A 16,476-nucleotide genomic window follows, 5' to 3' on the forward strand; every position below is an offset into this window, starting at 1 on the left:
GCGGGTTTCGAATTGAGGTCGAGATGTCGACCAACCGTCCGGCTCCGGAGCAACAGGGCCCGCCGACTTTCGAAATATCTGGCGTGAAGATATGGACCGCCGAACCGGCAATCGCAGTGCCTCCTCGGACCGTCATTATCGGTCATCTCTTTACGAGAGGCCCACCCAGCCGCCGGGTCGAGGCTTTTGAAGTCGGCGAGGGCGATGGTCTTGCGGCCAATGATGCGCAACGGCTGCTGAGGCAATATTGGGGCGGTTACGTCATGGTCCATGCCGACCCAGCGGGTCCGGTACGGATATTTCGCGATCCATCGGGACTTCTTCCTTGCTATGTCCGCCGCGATCGCGGCCGCGTGACGCTTGCAGGATCAATTACTGACCTCGCGAACCCCGCCCCTGGTTCGGCAAATCTCGATGAGATCGCTCGCATCCTGGCGGGTGGCGATCTTCGGGGGCGACGGACATGTGTATCGGACGTCGAAGAACTGATCGCCGGCGAATGCTTGGTTATCGGCGAGGGTGCGTTGCGGACTGAGCAATATTGGTCGCCTTGGGATCATGTCGCCAGTTCCGGCCTTGGCGCCGACGAAGTGACTGACGAATTGCGGCGCACGATTGCGGACTGTGTCGGAGCCTGGGCCGCCTGCTTCCCCTCGATCATGGTTGGTGTGTCGGGCGGTCTCGACTCCTCAATCGTTGCCGTCTCGGCGACGAAGACGGCCGACAAGTTGACCTGTCTGAACTTGGTGAGTCCCGACTTCGATGGAGACGAGCGTCGATACGCTCGGGCGCTGGCCGAGACGATCGGTACGCAGCTGATTGAGGAGAATCGCGAGCTACGAGACATCGACGTTTCCGTCTCGTCCGCGCCCAATCACCCTTGGCCTTTTGCGCCGCTCTACAAACAGACCAATGAGGCAATCCATCTTCGGTTGCTCCGCGAAATGTCGGTCGATGCATTCTTCAGCGGCAATGGCGGCGATGGCATCCTTTGTGGTCTACGGAGCGCCGTACCTTTCCTTGATCGGCTTTTAGTCGAAGGTCCGCGGCCATCCCTCGCGTCCACCCTTTACGATCTCACCCTGTTGACTGGAGCCGATACCAAGACTGTCTTGAAGCACGGCTGGGACCGATATCGACGCAATCGAGGGCGGCATAGTCCTCTCATCAATCTCGCGGGCCTGGGAAAGGAAGTCGGACGAAAGATCAGGGCGGAGGGCGCCTCCCACCCCTGGCTCGATGCGCCCGACGACATTCTTCCGGGGAAGACTGTGCACGCCGCATTTCTGATGCGAGCGCAGAAGGGCATCGAGCTTTATCCGCGCGCGACGATGCCCCCCCACATTGCCCCGCTGATGTCACAGCCGATCATCGAAGCCTGTCTTGCGATCCCGACTTGGGAGTGGATCGCCGGAGGACAGAATCGCGCTGTGGCGCGAAAAGCATTCGAGGGATGTTTACCGGAGTTGATCACCGCGCGAAAACAAAAGGGCGGACCTGGCGACTTTCACCTGTCGATCTATCGCGCCCACCGCTCTGCGCTCCACGATCGCCTACGCGGCGGGATCCTTGCGGAGTCGGGGATCGTGGATCTTGCTCTTCTCGACATACCCGAAGACCCAAGCTGGCGCGGCACGGAGCGCATCGACCGGATCCTCACATTCGTCGCCGCAGAGAATTGGTCACGATATTGGGAGGGAAGTTGATCATGAGAACAAGAATGTGATGCGCGTTCAATTCGAACCGCAATTTGGAGGAAGAGCAATGGAAGACAGAGACGCCAAGCTGGAGCTTTTGGACCTTGGTGCGATCAGTGCGCAGACGCGCGGTTTGGAACCGGTGGGCCCCGTCGAGGAAGACACCGGCTCGCGCTACATACCTTTCGCAGGAATTGGCGAATACGATTGAGCACGGATCAAGGCGCGGCGGCGCAGCGATCTGGCAAGTTTTTCTTCAAGCGATCCCATTTTACCACATGATCTGGGAAAGGCGCATCGGCGTCCCTCTTGTCGAGCAGCCAATAGTCGAACCACGCAATGTTTTCGCGCATCGCGCGCAATCGGTTGGTTGTCAGGTAGAAGACATGCGTTTCGTCGGACGCCGCTGTTGCTCCCGGATAGTAGCTGATCTGGGTTGCCACGCCTGCCGCACGCAAAGCCTCGAACAGTTCGATCTGTGACGGCGATGCCGAAGCCACTTGCTGCAACACCGCGGCACAGACTTTGTCGGCATTCAGCGACGGCGCAAATCGGCGCCAGCGTTCGATATTGTCGCTGAGCGGGGCACCGCCATAGACCGCATCATAACTGGAGCGGCCCGTTGCATAGCCGGCGGGTTCCAGAAAGCCGCCATCGCCGCTCGAGGCTGCGCGAAACATTTTTGAGTTGGTCACGGTGACGTTGACCATTTGGGAGCCGCGACTGTAGCCGGCTATTCCGACGCGGGCCGGATCGATCAGCCCCTCAGCGGCAAGTTCCGTCACGGCATCCTCGAAGCTGTGCACGCCGGTCAGCCAGAGTTTTTGTTGAACCGTTTCAGGATCGGGGGGACCTTTACCGCGTAGCCAGGCGTGCATGGCGTCCATCAAATCCTTCGACTGGCCGGGTGAGGGGTCGTTCAGGAGAAGAACCACATAACCGCGTTCAGCAAGCAGCTGGACTGGATAGTTCCACTGGTTTGCGGGCTCGGCAAAGCGGTCGTCTGCATCGGTGCCGTGGGTCACGACCACCGCTGGGTGTCGGTCGCCGGCGCGGTGGCCGCGCGGGAGCAAGACATAGCCGCTCGACCAATAGCCATCGCGACTGACAAAGGTGCGTGCGATGGCCTGAAGAGGTTCGATCTCCTCATGTCTTGGTGAGATGGGACCAAGGTCCGCGATCTTATCTGTGTAAAGGCTCACACGAACGAGGCGCGGCGGCCGGGACATGCCTTCCTCGACGCATATGGCAGCCCGGAGCATGCCGTCGAAGCCGCATCGCGTCAGGCTCGCGTCCCCGCGGAGTTCACGCACCCCTCTTTTGTCGATGAGCGCGAGACCATAGCGCGCATCGCCGAGCCCCCTGGTCCCGATCACCACCCGTCTACCGTCGCGGCTGCTTTTCCAGCCGACAGAACGCGAATCGCCGATGTCGAATGCGACACGACCATAGCTGTGCGAACGGCCTTCCGCCGAAGTCTCGAGCAACTCCCGATCTCTGCCCACACCGCTTGTCGAAAGCTGCCCACCGCGCGGGCCGCCGAGAATCGACATGCTGAGCAAGTCGCGTTGCTTCGCGAGCGTGCGCACCGTCTTGTTCACGCGGTTCCACGCCAGGAACTCGAAGGCACCACCCAAAGTGCCGTCGCTCGTCTCGATCCGAAACTGGACTTCATCGCCTCGCCACAGAATGCGACCCCCACCGCGGGTGGCGACGCGATCGGTCGACGGCCGCGTCATGATCCTCGTCGTGCTGCCCTCAGGTCCCCGCAGGAAATAGTCGACCTCGACGTCGATCGTCGAGCGTCGCCGGCCAAGTAACGCAGTAACTTCCTGATCGAACCGGACTCGAGGTCCGTCGGCCTTGGCCCTGAGCTGTGAATACCAAAGCCATTTGCCGTCGGGTGACCAGTCATAGTCGAGGATACCGATATGCGAAGGGCGTATGCCGCCGCCGAGCGGGAAAGACATGTCGGCCTTTCCCACTGGCACGGGGTTGGGGTTCACGATCAGCGGCAGCAGCTTGCTCTCAGTGTCGATCCGGTAGAGTTGCTGGCCTTCGCCAAGGTCTATCAAAGCGCTCCAGTCGGGTGTCCCGGGGACGGGTCGCAGCGACTTGATTGTATCGACCGTCAGCAATTCCTTCGTCCGACCAGTTTCGACGTCCACGATGCGAATATGCGATCTTGGCTTTCCGGCATCGAGGTCGGCAATCTCGGCAGCGTAAATCGCGAGGCGACCATTGTCCGACAGAGCGATTTCATTCACTTCGGGAACTGTGAGGATATCCTCGAGCGTCCAAGGCCTGCCCTTGCTCTCCCCTGCCTGCGCGGCAGGGGAGAGCGCCGCGGCGGCAAGGAGCGCCACGGCCGGGAGGCCGGATCGGAGTGCGATTTTCATATCGGCGCTCCTCACCAGTCGCGGCTGATCGTGACGCCAAGGAAACGCCCGACAGCCGAATAGTTGGTTGAATCGAAAGGCGTGTCGCTAGCGGATGCGACTGCCGTCATATCCGGCTTGGCATTGAGGATATTGAGCGCATTGACCGATATTTCGGCGAGGCGTCCCAGCTTCACGCGTGCGGAAAGATCGAGCGTCGTGACGGGCGAGACACTCACCGGAACGGCGCGCCGCCGATCGGTTACGCCGCCCGTGAAATTGGCGAAGGCGGCCAGTGCGAAGCGCTCGCCGCCGAAGGTCGCGCCGCCACGGGCGCGAAAGTGCGGCGAATTGAATATCGTGCCCGCCAGATCGATGTTCGGAAGACCGGGCAGCAAGCGCTGCCGGCTGTCGAGCCAGGTGGCGTTGGCGGTAAGCGTCAGCGTCTGCTTGCCAATCGGAGCCCGGTAGCGGATCGCCAGATCGGCGCCTTCATAGCGCTGCGCGGCGATATTCCGGTCGCGACCGTCGATGATCGCAATCACCGTGGCGGGATTATAGGGCCCGCTCGTTCCATTGCCGAGAGGATCGGCGGCGCCGGCGATTGCCTCGGCCTGCGACGCGGCCGACGGGTTGAAGGTGATAAAATCAGCGTAGAGCGGATTGGTCAGCGTTCCGAGCGGTGAGCCGAAGGGTGGCGCAACCCTGTCGCGATAATCGATCCGGAACAGGCTGGTGACGATCTGGAGTCGCGGCGACGGCCGAAATGTCGCGCTTAAGGTGATATTCTCGGACCGCTCGGGACCGACGTCGGGATTCCGGCCGCCGATGTAGATGTAGGTCGAACCCGCTGGGAACATTGTACCGTAGCCAGTGACGGGCAGCAGCACCGGCGTGTAGCCGCTGAATTGCTGGTTGAGCGTCGGCATCTTGAACGACCGGCCCCATGATAAACCAATGCTTAGTTCTTCGGCCGGCGCATAAACGAAGCCCAGCTTGGGAACCACGATGCTCCCGGCATCGGAGTAATCTTCGAAGCGAAGCGCCGCAGTGATCGACGCGCGGTGGGCAAAGGAGAGGTCTTGAGCAGGACTTGCCAACGGCAGGAAGAACTCCCCATAGGCATAGAGATTGTCGCGGCGTCCGGCGAAACCACGGCCGTTGACCTCCGCGACGAGCCGGTTGCGACGCCAGCCGCCGCCGGCGGCGAGCCGCACATCGCCGGCGGGTAGCGCGAAGATCGCGCCCTCCACACCGGCTTCGACGCTGACACTGCGATTGTTGAATATGCGAATGGGGCGCGTCGCCACCCCGTTGGTGAAATTCTGCGTCTCGCCATAGGTGTTATCGCTGCCGTAGAAGGCGGAGATGCGCGCGGTCCAACTGCCACCGATCTCGGCCTCGATCGTCGGGGCGATTCCGAAGGTTTCGAACTCATTGGTGACAATCGTACCGCGCGTCGTGATCGGACGGTCCACGATAAGACCGCGCACCGAAGTCATATCGCCGCGCTTGTAGATCGCGTCGGTCTTCAACTGTACGCCGGCAACCACCTGCTGATGAGCGCTCAGCAGAAAACTATGCCGCTTGAGCTCCGGGTAGAGTGTCGAGGCGGGGTTGCTGCTCGCTGCATAGCTGCGATTGCGCGCAAGGATCGCGCTATTCTCGAAATAGTCATAGGCCGCAAGGAAGCCGCCACCGGACCATTTTGCGCCCCCGAGCAGCCCATATTGCTGCTGAAAATTGCCCCCGTCGGTCGATCCGCCGAGCCGGGCACTCGTCGTGATTCCTTCATAATCCTTGCGCAGCAGGATATTGACCACGCCCGCCACCGCGTCGGCGCCGTAGATCGCCGACGCGCCGTCGGTGACGATCTCGATCCGTTCGACCGCCGCTGCCGGAATCGCACTCACGTCGATGGCGCTTTGCGTGCCGCTGTAGGCAAAGCGATTGCCATTGAGCAGCGTCAGCGTTGCACTCGGCCCTATCCCCCTGAGGTTGAAGGTCGAGGCCCCATTGACGTTTCCATTCTCGTTCGCGACGCCCTGACCCGACCCGATCCCGGGATTCTGCCCGCCGCCGAAATTCTGGGGCAGGCTTCGCGCCACCTCGCCGAGGTCGGCATGACCCGCGTTGCGAATATCCTCGGCACTGATGTCGATAACCGGCGCGGCGGCAGGAGCGCCCGCGATGCGCGACCCGGTGACGATGATGACTTCGGGCTCGCCCGCGGGGATGGCCGGAACGGCGGCGTCGCTCAGGATAATGACCGACCGGCTCTCGAAACGCGCCGTGAGGCCGCTGCCGGCGAGAAGCGCCTCGATGGCTTCGCGCGGCGTGAGCTGACCCCGCACGGCGGGCGCCCTCTTCCCTTCGATGTCCTGCGCGCTGACATAGAGCTCGATATCGGCGAGCGCGGCGGCACGGCGCAGAGCGTCGCCCAGATCCTGCGCCGGAATATCATAGGATTGGCGCGGCGCCTGCATGGCCTGCGCGCCTTCGGGCGAAAGCAAGGCTGCTGTGCCGACGAGCAGTGCGGCCAGCGAACGGGATTTAATCGACATTTTCACTCCCCCAATATTCTCGGCCGTGCATCAGGCAGACGGCCAGTGGGGGTGCGTTGACGGGAAGATAGGAGCGACCTTAGTCGCTCGGTGAAAAAATTATCGACGGCGGAGGTGGATGGCGTCAGACCTCCGTTCGACGGCGAGGCCGAACAATATGGCGATCCGTTCGGCAAATGCCTCGGTCTGGCTGATATGGAAGCGACCCGACACTTCGCGCGCGGCTATGTCGGTGTCGTCGATCACGATCGGCACCGCGGCGTAGCGATTGGCTTCGGCGACGAGCGCGCCGAGTTTGATCGATCGATACTCTGCCCACCCTTCGGTCCAGTCTGGCTGAATGACGGCCGCCGGCGCCGCGACAGGCTCCAACCGGCTACCGGGCCCATAGGCGAGGGCGCTTCCTGCCTTGAGGGGCATGGTCTGCTCGACGTCTGCATCGGCGCGCACCTCTGCTGCGCCGCGGCGCTGCGACGCGACCACTCTCCCCGATGCGGCGAGACTCAGATCGATTTCTGCATCATTTGCCGTCGCCCCTCCGCGCCCGGCCTCGATCCGGAGTGGGACATCGCCCGGCGCGACCGACAGTCGGACCCGGCCCCTCACGAGACGAACGCTTCGTTCGCCATGCGAAAAGGCCACGTCGAGCCGGCTGTCGGTGTCGAGCGTCGCGCGCGAACCATCGACGAGCCGGAAGGTGCGGATCTCGCCGCGCTGCGTCTCGAGCGGTTCGGCGGCAAAAGCCGTCGCGCCGCCGCCTGGCTGGCCGGGAAAGGGGGCGCCCGCAGCCCCGATCGCGATGATCAGGAGCGCGAGCGCGGTGGCGGCCGCTCCCCATGTGAACCAGCCGCGCATTCGACCACGGCGCGCCTCGGCATGCGTGGTTCCGTGGCGCTGTGAAGTCTTGAGGATCGCAAGCGCAGCCATCCGCTTTTCGGCGCGCCGATAGGCTTCGCGATGCTCGGTTGAGGCCTGCAACCACGCGTCGAACTCGTCGCGCAGCGCCTCCGCATCCTCGCCGCGCATCTTGACGAGCCACGCGCGCGCGACCTCGTCGGCCGGATAATCGTCGTCGACGGCCTTGGTCATTTCCCGCTGTCCACCACCTTCGCGATCTGACCGAGCGCCTTCATCATATGATATTCCACCGTCGCAATGCTGATGCCGAGCTGTTCATGTATCTCGCGATAGGAAAGTTCGTCCACCCGGTGCATCAGAAAGACGCGGCGCGTCTTGAGCGGCATTGCGTCAACGGCCTTCTCGTAAAGCTCCAGAAGGTCCGCCGCTTCGAGGTGCCATTCCTGCGTGGCCGGGGTCACGGCATCGCTCTCTTCGCGCAGCGAAAATAGAGCGATCGGCGCAGACTTGCGGCGTCGCGCCCGGTCGATCAGCAGATTCTGAGCAATACGGCGAAGAAAGCCGCCCGGGTTGACGAGGTGATGCCGTTGCTCGCTTCCCGCTGCCCGCGCGAAGACTTCTTGAACCAGGTCGGGTGCTTCCTCGGGGCCCGCCTTGCGGCGCAGGAAATGAAAGAGCGACGAGCGGTGCGTGCGATACATTGTCTCCAGATCCTGTCCGGTGACGGGCCGATGTTCGACCGGTGCCGGGCGATCGTCGGGATGCACATGACAGGCCGACGACACCGAAAAGGGGTGACGCAGCGGAGCGTCGTCGCAGCAGGTACAGGAAGACACAGCAATTGTTCCGAGGGCACGAGCAGAGCCATCCCGCCGTAGCCGGATGCCCGTCTCCCAGTGCTGTGCCGCCGTTCGGTCGCTTGTGCGATCCAGGGTCCGGTTCGGCCGCCGGTCCGGTCAAGGACTGGCGCATATAATGCCTGGCGAAATAGTCCGCGCGAAAGCTGCCAGCAATGCTCCAGCGCGCCCGAATCATGTCAATTGCGGGCGGCTGTGACAAGCAAAAGCGTCGATCCGGCAATATTGGCCGCTCAGGTCTGGCGGCCGGGATGCGCAGCAAGCGTCCGCGCATAGGAAGTGGCCTCGCGCGCGCGCCGCTCATGATAGCCAAGCAGCAGGCTCCGCATCTCGGTCTGCGGAGCGGCATCGACAATGGCGGACTCGAGCAATTTATATTCGGCCTGGACATCGCCAAGGATCGCAGCGTCGAAATGGCGCGAGAACTGGAGCCGGTCGCCGATTGCGGCGATGCTCGCCACGATCTCGGCATTCGAAGATCGATCCGCGACCGCGAGGAACAGATCGGCGATGCGTTCGGGATAGGGCTGATCGGCGCTCACCGGGGTTGCCAGCCGATTTGGCGCCGTCGCGAGCGCGGCGAGTTGGAGGATCAGATGCAGCTCGAGCAGATCGCGAAACTCGGTCTCGGTAGGGCGGTGAACATGAAAGCCTTCGCCCGGCATGAAGTCGACCATGCGCTCGCCATTGAGGCGGTAGAGACTGTCGCGTACCGGGGTCATGCTGACGCCGAGGTCATCGGCTAGACGCGCGGCCTCAATTCTGGCCCCAGTCGCCCATTCGCCCGTCATCAGCCGGCGCTTGATCGCCTCATAGGTCGGCTCGAACACATGCGCGGGACTCATGCGCCTGCCCTTTCGACGGCGGCAAAGGCGGCGACCGCCTCGGCCTGGTCGGGGCGCAGCGCGTCGATCGCGCCGAGATGAGCGGGCCTTTCATCCTTCAGCAGAACAGAGGGGCATTGGCCTTCATAATTGCCGAGATTGGGACGGTGCTGCGCATAACCGGCGAGCGCTGCCAGTTCGGGTGGAAAATGTCGCGCGACCTCGGGGGGATAGGCCAGCCACAAATTCTCATAGGGCTTGAGCCAGCCAAGGCTGTAGCTGACCAGCACGCCGCGCCTCACCTCCTTGCTGAGGTTCGTGCCCGCACCGTGTGCGGTCGATCCGAGAAAGCAGATCGCCGACCCCGGCTCACATTCGGCGAATATCGGCTGGCCGAGATCGGTCTTTGCCATTCCCGCCGCGCCATGGCTGTTCGGGAAGATGCGCGTCGCGCCATTTTCCTTCGTGAAGGGCGTGAGCGGCCAGAGGACATTGACCAGATATTCCTGGGTGCCGTTGGCGCCGCGCCACATATCCTGGTCGCGGTGCGGAAACTGCCGGACTTCGCCCGGATGGATCTCGATCGCCTGGGTGAGGTTGAGCTGTATCCGGTCGCACCCAGTTCCGAGGATCGTCTCGACCGCGGGGAGGATGATCGGATTGAGCACCAGTGCGGCCATATGCTCCGATCGCTTGAGCAGGCTGCCGCAGCGCTTCGTGCGGCGACCATAGAAATTGCCATCGCAGAAGGGTGTCGCGTCGAAGATCGGATCGAGATCCTGCGCCAAGGCGCGGACGCGGGCGATCGCCTCGTTGCGGAGGATGCAATAGCCGGTGCGGCGCAATTCCTCGACCAGCATCGCGCTGACATCGGCTTCGGTGAGATCCTTTTTCATAGCGCCGGCTCCCCGCCTTCCTCAAATTTGAGCATGAGCGGCGCATAGGTCCCCGTTCGTTTCAGGCCCGGGAGCGTGTCTTCGTCGATCGAAATGTTGAGCGCGACGATCCTGCACGCGTCATCTCGGTAGACGGGCCCCAGCGTGCGGCACGTCCAGCCGAATTTGCTGATACTGTGGTACCAGCCCGCCTCCGCAATCCCGACATAGTCGCTGATGCCATTGTGCAGGGCATGGTCGGCGAGCGCGGTCACGAGCTGGTTGCGGGCGTCGCGGCGCTCTGCGGGCGTCTGCGCGGGGTCGAGGCAGAAGCGGCTGATCTCCCACATTCTGGTGCCGGTCGGCGGGCCATCGGCGCAGAGGTGCGGATAGATGTCGCCGAGAAGGTGCGGCGCCGTGGTCGGCAGGAGGCGCGCCGAAGCGCGATGACGCAGATCGTCGGGGTCGAGCAGGATCAGATAGCGGGCGTCGGGCGTGTCGAACTGATCCAGCTCGAAACGGCCGTCGAGGACGGGCAAATCCCATTTGAGCTGGTCGATGAAGACCTGCTTTCGCGCGGCAAACATGCCGCGCAGCGCGGCATCCCCGGGCGCCATCGGCGCCCGCACGGATTGTTCGATCATGATGATTCCTTGGCTGTGGAGCCGGAATCAGACCATCGATCCTGCGCGGCGCCTATGCCCATTTCTGGGCAAGGATTTTGCGATTATGCGCGGCGCGTCAGTTCGGGCGCCACCAGTCGTAGATGTCCGAGAAGCCGATCAGCCCGTCGAACAGCGCGCACAGAATCAGCATCGAGCGGCAATGCACCGAATAGCGGTCGCGCGCCATCTTGAGGTGGCGCACGACCGTCTCTTCGCTGATCCCGAGAATATCGGCGATCTCGCCGGCGGTCTTGCCGCGCGCCGACCAGAGCACGCATTCGCGTTGCCGTTCGGTAAGCATCGGGCGTGGCCGTAAGGGAGAGGAGCCGATCAACTCGCGCGCCGAAGCGATGGCAATCGCGCCGAGGATTTCGGCGGCGTGGAGCATGTCCGCCGGAATGTCCGCATGCGGACGGACCGCGAAGGAACAGGTCCCCGACGCCTCGCCGGGCAGATGGCGGGGAACCGTGAAACCGTCACCGACGCCGCTCTCGCGTGCCACCGACAGCAATTGGCGATCGCCGCGGCTCAGCGGAATATAGCGATCGACGTGGCGCCATTCGAAGCCGGTCAGCGATCGCTCGCTGGCGCGGCGGATGGGATCTGTTCCGCTGAGATCGAAACCGACATAGACCTTGGCCCAGGCGTCGGGATAATTGTGCACGAGGATCGACGCCGGTTCGCCGGTTCCGCGCCGATCGAAGGCAAGCGCGAAATGGTCGAACCCCATTCGGCCCGCAGCCTTGGTCAGTGCGGCAAAGAGCTGCTCTTCTCGGTCTGCTCCGGTAAATTCCTGTGCGAGTTCCTCTGTCAGATAATAATGCTTCACGTCGTTCATCGGCCGCCGGCGCGTTCCCGACCCGCTCGCCTGCGGTCCGCTCCAACAATCGCCGCGGGCCTTTTCCTTTCGGCGCGGGCGAACGGGGGAATTTCCGACGGGTCCTCACGCCATGTCCGGCCGCTGTTTCCGCAGCCTGGCGCACGGCGATCGATCGGTGAGCAAGATGTAACAGGCTGATAATCCGGGTAAAGGCCCCCGTCCCGACAATCGGACCCGCTTCTGGATCTATTCCTGTCGGATATGACGGCTTGTCAGAGCAGCGACGGCGCGTCGGCGGGCGGCGCCTTACGGCTGAACCAGGGCACTTCAGTGCGCTCGACGGCGAGGCGATCGGCAGGATATTTTGCGACCAAGGCCATCGCCTCTTCGGCAGGTGCGTGAAGCCAGGCATCATGATCTTCGGGGTGCAAAATAACCGGCATGCGATCATGGATGTGGAACAGTTCCTCGGTCGCATCGACCATCACGCCGGTATAGCAATCACCCCATTCGTCGGTCGGTTGCCAGAGCCCCGCCCATGCGGCAAGCGGCTGGTCGGTGACGCTGATCCAGGTTCGCGTCATCTTGCCCTTCTCGCCTTCGGCTTCGGCGAAGGAGGTGAAAGGGATGAGGCAGCGATTGGCGGGGGCGGTGAACCAGGGGCGCCAGAAGGACATCAGCTTGTCGTCGCGCGCATTGTTGACCGGCTTCGGCTTGCTGGCCGGTTTCATATGTTTGAGGCGCACCGGGAAGCCCCAGGTCATGGCCTGAAGGATGCGTTCGCCGCCGTCCTGCCTCACCACGAAACCCTGTCCGCCGGGATAGACATCGCCGGGCGATGCGTTGGTGGCCTGCGGCCGACGCGATTTGAAATAGGATGCCACCTCGTCGACCGTCGAATTCAGCGTCACCAGGTTGCACATCGGGCGGCCCTTCGTCAGGCCGCTCCGAGCAGGTCGTCGAAATTCTGCTGGATCGGCGGCGTGATCCTGAAGCTATCCTTGGGGAAGGGCCGCAGCAAGTCCAGCGGTGGTCGCCTTCCCATCAGCCAGTCGAAAAGGTCGTCAGGATGAACCACCCCGACATGGCGGTCCTTATGATGGGCAAGATCGGCATAGGCGGGGACGGTGAGCGCCGCGAAACTGTCGGGCCAATCGCGGTTCCCGGGACGCCATGTTGCCGCGATGCATAGGAAGGGTTCGCCGATGAGGCTTGCCGAATAGACCGTCTTGCCGCGCTTCACCAGGCCGAACTCATTGGCAAGCAGCAGGCACGGACGGTCGATGATCGCGGTCTCGGACTTGAGCAGCGGGATCTGGAAGATGTCATGATCACGCGACGGCAGGCCCCAGTGAAGCTCCTTCTCGCGCTCCTGCTGTCCATCCCAGATCATCACGCGATGGCTCTTGCCAATGCCCACAAGGGCGTCGTCATTCTCGATGTCCATCGGACGGTCTCCTAGGCCCGGAAGCGGCTCAGCGCGCGCTTCCATTCGCGTTCGTCGGGCATGGGCAATTGGATATCGTCCTTGCTCGGCGCGACCAGTTCGAGCCGGATCGGCCGAATACGTTTGCCGGTCCGTGCCTTGCAGCGCGCGCACCAGAATTTCTCACGCGCCTTGCCAAGATCATCGTCCCACATCTTGCGCTGGAACTTCCACCACAGACCATAAGGATCGAAGGTCGCGCTATGGCCGCAGCGGCACACGGGCCTGACCGCCTGATACCATGCCGCCGCCTCGAACAGATGCGTCGCGCGCCGCCCGCCTTCTCTGGTCCAGCCGCCCACGTCACAGCGAAAGCCCGAGCTGGTCGATATGCGCGGGCTCGGGGCTTCCACCCACGCTCTCGACGATGACGCGGGCGAGCTCGAACGCCGCTTCGACGCGCATGTGACTTGTAGGTGCGGTGAGGCCCACGCGCGCCCAGCCGGGAGCGGCAAGCAGGGTTTCGGCGACTCGGGCGGTATCGATTCTGTCCATGCCCATATGAGAACATAGGAAGAACAACATGGCAAGCCCGCTGCGCACGGCTGGGCCTGTCCATGATCCCCGGTCCCGCGGCGGCAGGCCGCCGCGAGCGAGCGCGAGGGTTGCCGGACCGCGTGGCGGACGGAGTGCGGCGAGAGAGGCTCGCTGCCGGTCCGCTGCGGAGAAGCGAAATGAACCATCAAGCAAAGCCTTGCCGCCGCGGCAAAGATTCCGGGGGAAGGATCGCGGCATGAAACTCCTCACTCCCGACATCGCCGCCGCGCTCGCTGCCAATGCTGCCGCAAGGCACGATGCGATCGCGCGCGGCGCGCGCGAACCCGATCCCAAGCCCGTCGTGCGCTTCTTCAGCCCCGTCGGCGCCGCCACCTGGCTCGCAACCGAGATCGATGCCGACGGCATATTGTTCGGTCTTGCGGACCTGGGCTTCGGTTGTCCCGAACTCGGCAGTTTCTCGGCCACCGAACTCGAGGGGGTGCGCCTGCCCTTCGGGCTCGGCATCGAGCGCGACCTCCACTTCGAGGCACGCCATCCCCTGTCGGTCTATGCCGAAGCGGCGCGCGCGGCGGGCTCGATCATCCTTGGCGAGCAGCGCCTGCATGCAGCGGCGCGCCGGCTTTCGGGGCGGGGCTGAGGCCGCGGGCTTTTTCGGGGCAGCCGGCGGCGGCCCCGTTCGAGGAAGAGGGAAGCCGGGGCTTCATGACGGGTTTCAGGAGCCGGGAGAGTGTCTCTCGGCGGCCCGTCATGGAGAAGGCCCATGACCAAAGCGCTTCCGAAAATCACCCTCGCTCCATCGCGCGACATTCCCCTCGACCGCTTGCGCCTGTCGCAGGCCAATGTGCGGCGCGTGAAGGCAGGCGTATCGATCGATACGCTGGCGGCCGACATCGCCCGCCGCGGTTTGCTCCAGAGCCTCAATGTGCGTCCCCTGCTCGATGGGGAGGGGCAGGAAACGGGGCAGTTCGAAATTCCGGCCGGTGGCCGGCGCTTCCGCGCGCTCGAACTGCTGGCGAAACAGAAGAGGCTCGCGAAGGACGCGCCGATCCCCTGTGTCGTGGGCGGTGCGGCCAATGATGTGCTCGCAGAAGAGGACAGCCTCGCCGAGAACAGCTTTCGCGAGGCGCTGCATCCGCTCGATGAATTTCGCGCGATGCAGGCGATGGTCGAGAAGGACGCCGGCATCGAGGAAATCGCCGCGCATTTTCACACCACCCCCGCCGCAGTGCGCCAGCGCCTGAAGCTCGCCAGTGTCTCGCCCAGGCTGCACGCGCTTTACGCCGAAGAGGCGATGACGCTCGATCAACTCATGGCCTTCACCATCGCCGACGATCATGCGCGGCAGGAAGAGGTCTGGGAGCAGCTCGAGCATAGCTTCAACAAGTCGGCGACCTGGATCCGCCAGAAACTCACCGAGAACAGCGTTCGCGCGGGTGACAAAAGGGTCTGCTTCGTCGGTCTCGACACCTATCTCGAAGCGGGCGGCGGCATCGCGCGCGACCTGTTCGAATCCGATGGCGGCGGCTGGCTCACCGACCCCGCGCTTCTCGACCGGCTCGTCGATGCCAAGCTGAAAGCCGAGGGCGCGCGCATCCTCGCCGAGGGCTGGAAATGGGTGACGACCGCGATCGACCTGCCGTGGGACGCGACGCGCGGGTTTCGCGAGATCGACCGCGAAGAGGTCGCGATGACCGAAGCGGAAGCAGCCCGCGTCGCCGAGCTTGAAGCCGAAGGCGAGGAGCTCGGCGATGAATGGGCCGATGCGCACGACGTGCCCGACGAGGTGCATGCGCGGATCGAGGCGATCGATGCCGAACTCGGTGCTTTGGTCGACCGTCCGCTGATCTTCGCTCCTGAGGACATGGTGATGGCGGGGGCATTCGTCTCGCTCGACCGCGATGGGTCGGTGCGCGTCGAGCGCGGCTTCGTGAAGCCTGAGGATCAACTGCAGGGGGGACTCGGCGACGACAGCGCGTCGGGGCCGGGCGACACCACGCGCTCCACCGGCAGCGATGGCGAACCCGTGAAGGCTCAGGATGACGCCGAAGGTGCCGAAGAAGCGAGCGCGCTGCGCCCGCTCCCCGACCGTCTCGTCTCGGATCTCACGGCCTGGCGCACCCTCGCGCTGCAGGACAGGGTCGCTCAAGACCCGGCGCTCGCCTTCGCCGCCGTTCTCCACGTCCTCGTGCTGGGCTGTTTCTACAGCTTCAGCCGCGAATGCTGTGTCCAGATCGCGGCGAACCGGGTCTCCTTTTCCAACGCCCCGGGTGATTTGCGCGATTGCGCGCCCGCACAGGCGATCGACGCTCGCGCGGCGGCATGGAAGGAGCGTCTGCCGCAGTCGGACAAGGAAGTGTGGAGCTTTCTGCTCACTCTCGATGGGGAGGAGCAGTCGCAGCTCCTGGCGCATTGCGTGTCGCTCTGCGTCAACGCCCAGGCCGAAGTCGTTCCCAAATATGACAATGGCCGCATCTCGGCGCATGGCGTCGAGCGACGGATCGCCCACAGCCATATCCTCGCGCTGGCCGCGGGGCTCGATGTGCATGGCGCGGGGTGGCGGCCGACCGCGGCAGGCTATTTCAGCGGTGTGACCAAGCCGCAGATCCTCGCCGATGTCGCCGAGGCGCGCGGTGACGAAGCTGCCCGGATGATCGGCCATCTCAAGAAAGCCGACATGGCCCGCGAGGCCGAGCGGCTGGTCGAAGAAACGACCTGGCTCCCGGCGCCGATGCGAACGCCGGGTATGGACGACATCGATCCGGACGGCGGTAAAACGGCGGTGCCCGTCGATGCCGACGAGGGCGATCCTGGCGTCGCCGAACTGCCCGTCGCGGCCGAGTGAGCCATCTGGCGGGGGCGTAGCTCCCGCCAGATTTTCTTCACGGCGCAGCCGCATCCGGGAAAGTCGCCCTTTGACGGCTTGACGCGATCCGGGGCCGGTCACGGCCTTCAGT

16 protein-coding genes are annotated in these 16,476 nt (G+C 63.8%); 4 read left to right on the forward strand and 12 right to left on the reverse strand.

Annotation, left to right across the window (positions count from 1 at the left end):
• Window positions 1–23 precede the first annotated feature (23 nt).
• Window positions 24–1,706, forward strand: coding sequence for an asparagine synthase-related protein (locus tag ACVENA_RS21435; protein WP_449326987.1), 1,683 nt, complete (start codon window positions 24–26; stop codon window positions 1,704–1,706).
• A gap of 19 nt (window positions 1,707–1,725) precedes the next feature.
• On the forward strand, window positions 1,726–1,908 hold the full coding sequence (locus tag ACVENA_RS21440; RefSeq protein WP_449326988.1) for a hypothetical protein: 183 nt from the start codon (window positions 1,726–1,728) through the stop codon (window positions 1,906–1,908).
• A 7-nt stretch (window positions 1,909–1,915) separates the two neighbouring features.
• Here ACVENA_RS21440 and ACVENA_RS21445 read toward each other — a convergent pair whose 3' ends face one another.
• The 12 genes from ACVENA_RS21445 to ACVENA_RS21500 all read right to left on the reverse strand — a co-directional run bounded on the left by ACVENA_RS21445 (window position 1,916) and on the right by ACVENA_RS21500 (window position 13,519).
• A complete protein-coding gene (locus ACVENA_RS21445) occupies window positions 1,916–4,096 on the reverse strand; it encodes a prolyl oligopeptidase family serine peptidase (RefSeq protein ID WP_449326989.1) in 2,181 nt (726 codons plus the stop codon).
• An 11-nt stretch (window positions 4,097–4,107) separates the two neighbouring features.
• On the reverse strand, window positions 4,108–6,639 hold the full coding sequence (locus tag ACVENA_RS21450) for a TonB-dependent receptor domain-containing protein (RefSeq protein ID WP_449326990.1): 2,532 nt from the start codon (window positions 6,637–6,639) through the stop codon (window positions 4,108–4,110).
• Window positions 6,640–6,738: 99 nt separating this feature from the next.
• Complete coding sequence (locus ACVENA_RS21455) at window positions 6,739–7,728, reverse strand: FecR family protein (protein WP_449326991.1); 990 nt, start codon at window positions 7,726–7,728, stop codon at window positions 6,739–6,741.
• Window positions 7,725–8,333, reverse strand: coding sequence for a sigma-70 family RNA polymerase sigma factor (locus ACVENA_RS21460; protein ID WP_439513745.1), 609 nt, complete (start codon window positions 8,331–8,333; stop codon window positions 7,725–7,727). Before ACVENA_RS21460 ends, ACVENA_RS21455 begins: the two co-directional genes overlap by 4 nt.
• A 254-nt stretch (window positions 8,334–8,587) precedes the next feature.
• Window positions 8,588–9,199 (reverse strand): GntR family transcriptional regulator, encoded by a 612-nt coding sequence (locus ACVENA_RS21465; protein ID WP_449326992.1) that lies wholly within the window; start codon window positions 9,197–9,199, stop codon window positions 8,588–8,590.
• Window positions 9,196–10,074 (reverse strand): phytanoyl-CoA dioxygenase family protein, encoded by an 879-nt coding sequence (locus ACVENA_RS21470; protein ID WP_449326993.1) that lies wholly within the window; start codon window positions 10,072–10,074, stop codon window positions 9,196–9,198. Before ACVENA_RS21470 ends, ACVENA_RS21465 begins: the two co-directional genes overlap by 4 nt.
• Window positions 10,071–10,697 carry an acyl-homoserine-lactone synthase gene (locus tag ACVENA_RS21475; RefSeq protein ID WP_449326994.1) on the reverse strand — a complete coding sequence of 209 codons (627 nt, stop codon included), beginning with the start codon at window positions 10,695–10,697 and terminating at the stop codon, window positions 10,071–10,073. Before ACVENA_RS21475 ends, ACVENA_RS21470 begins: the two co-directional genes overlap by 4 nt.
• 97 nt (window positions 10,698–10,794) lie before the next feature.
• Complete coding sequence (locus ACVENA_RS21480; RefSeq protein ID WP_439513741.1) at window positions 10,795–11,556, reverse strand: autoinducer binding domain-containing protein; 762 nt, start codon at window positions 11,554–11,556, stop codon at window positions 10,795–10,797.
• A 254-nt stretch (window positions 11,557–11,810) separates the two neighbouring features.
• A complete protein-coding gene (locus tag ACVENA_RS21485) occupies window positions 11,811–12,461 on the reverse strand; it encodes an SOS response-associated peptidase family protein (RefSeq protein ID WP_439513740.1) in 651 nt (216 codons plus the stop codon).
• A 14-nt stretch (window positions 12,462–12,475) separates the two neighbouring features.
• Window positions 12,476–12,985, reverse strand: a complete 510-nt coding sequence (locus tag ACVENA_RS21490) for a hypothetical protein (protein WP_449326995.1) — start codon at window positions 12,983–12,985, stop codon at window positions 12,476–12,478.
• A gap of 11 nt (window positions 12,986–12,996) precedes the next feature.
• Window positions 12,997–13,326 carry a hypothetical protein gene (locus tag ACVENA_RS21495; RefSeq protein WP_317154167.1) on the reverse strand — a complete coding sequence of 110 codons (330 nt, stop codon included), beginning with the start codon at window positions 13,324–13,326 and terminating at the stop codon, window positions 12,997–12,999.
• Window position 13,327: 1 nt separating this feature from the next.
• Complete coding sequence (locus ACVENA_RS21500) at window positions 13,328–13,519, reverse strand: DUF6771 family protein (protein ID WP_089216810.1); 192 nt, start codon at window positions 13,517–13,519, stop codon at window positions 13,328–13,330.
• 238 nt (window positions 13,520–13,757) lie between these two features.
• Between ACVENA_RS21500 and ACVENA_RS21505 the strand changes: the two genes are divergently transcribed.
• Both ACVENA_RS21505 and ACVENA_RS21510 read left to right on the forward strand, forming a co-directional pair.
• The gene (locus ACVENA_RS21505) at window positions 13,758–14,159 is read left to right on the forward strand and encodes a DUF2958 domain-containing protein (protein ID WP_322309597.1); all 402 of its coding nucleotides are present in this window, start codon (window positions 13,758–13,760) and stop codon (window positions 14,157–14,159) included.
• A 123-nt stretch (window positions 14,160–14,282) separates the two neighbouring features.
• Window positions 14,283–16,364 carry a ParB/RepB/Spo0J family partition protein gene (locus ACVENA_RS21510; protein ID WP_449326996.1) on the forward strand — a complete coding sequence of 694 codons (2,082 nt, stop codon included), beginning with the start codon at window positions 14,283–14,285 and terminating at the stop codon, window positions 16,362–16,364.
• The last annotated feature ends 112 nt before the right edge of the window (window positions 16,365–16,476 follow it).

The sequence above is a fragment of the Sphingopyxis sp. 550A genome, assembly GCF_053569535.1.

What these genes read in the sequence shown, in the direction of transcription:
- ACVENA_RS21435 (WP_449326987.1), top strand. Translation starts at nt 24, where the DNA reads ATGTCGACCAACCGTCCGGCTCCGGAGCAACAGGGCCCGCCGACTTTC.
- ACVENA_RS21440 (WP_449326988.1), top strand. Translation starts at nt 1,726, where the DNA reads ATGCGCGTTCAATTCGAACCGCAATTTGGAGGAAGAGCAATGGAAGAC.
- ACVENA_RS21445 (WP_449326989.1), bottom strand. Translation starts at nt 4,096, where the DNA reads ATGAAAATCGCACTCCGATCCGGCCTCCCGGCCGTGGCGCTCCTTGCC.
- ACVENA_RS21450 (WP_449326990.1), bottom strand. Translation starts at nt 6,639, where the DNA reads ATGTCGATTAAATCCCGTTCGCTGGCCGCACTGCTCGTCGGCACAGCA.
- ACVENA_RS21455 (WP_449326991.1), bottom strand. Translation starts at nt 7,728, where the DNA reads ATGACCAAGGCCGTCGACGACGATTATCCGGCCGACGAGGTCGCGCGC.
- ACVENA_RS21465 (WP_449326992.1), bottom strand. Translation starts at nt 9,199, where the DNA reads ATGAGTCCCGCGCATGTGTTCGAGCCGACCTATGAGGCGATCAAGCGC.
- ACVENA_RS21470 (WP_449326993.1), bottom strand. Translation starts at nt 10,074, where the DNA reads ATGAAAAAGGATCTCACCGAAGCCGATGTCAGCGCGATGCTGGTCGAG.
- ACVENA_RS21475 (WP_449326994.1), bottom strand. Translation starts at nt 10,697, where the DNA reads ATGATCGAACAATCCGTGCGGGCGCCGATGGCGCCCGGGGATGCCGCG.
- ACVENA_RS21480 (WP_439513741.1), bottom strand. Translation starts at nt 11,556, where the DNA reads ATGAACGACGTGAAGCATTATTATCTGACAGAGGAACTCGCACAGGAA.
- ACVENA_RS21485 (WP_439513740.1), bottom strand. Translation starts at nt 12,461, where the DNA reads ATGTGCAACCTGGTGACGCTGAATTCGACGGTCGACGAGGTGGCATCC.
- ACVENA_RS21490 (WP_449326995.1), bottom strand. Translation starts at nt 12,985, where the DNA reads ATGGACATCGAGAATGACGACGCCCTTGTGGGCATTGGCAAGAGCCAT.
- ACVENA_RS21500 (WP_089216810.1), bottom strand. Translation starts at nt 13,519, where the DNA reads ATGGACAGAATCGATACCGCCCGAGTCGCCGAAACCCTGCTTGCCGCT.
- ACVENA_RS21505 (WP_322309597.1), top strand. Translation starts at nt 13,758, where the DNA reads ATGAAACTCCTCACTCCCGACATCGCCGCCGCGCTCGCTGCCAATGCT.
- ACVENA_RS21510 (WP_449326996.1), top strand. Translation starts at nt 14,283, where the DNA reads ATGACCAAAGCGCTTCCGAAAATCACCCTCGCTCCATCGCGCGACATT.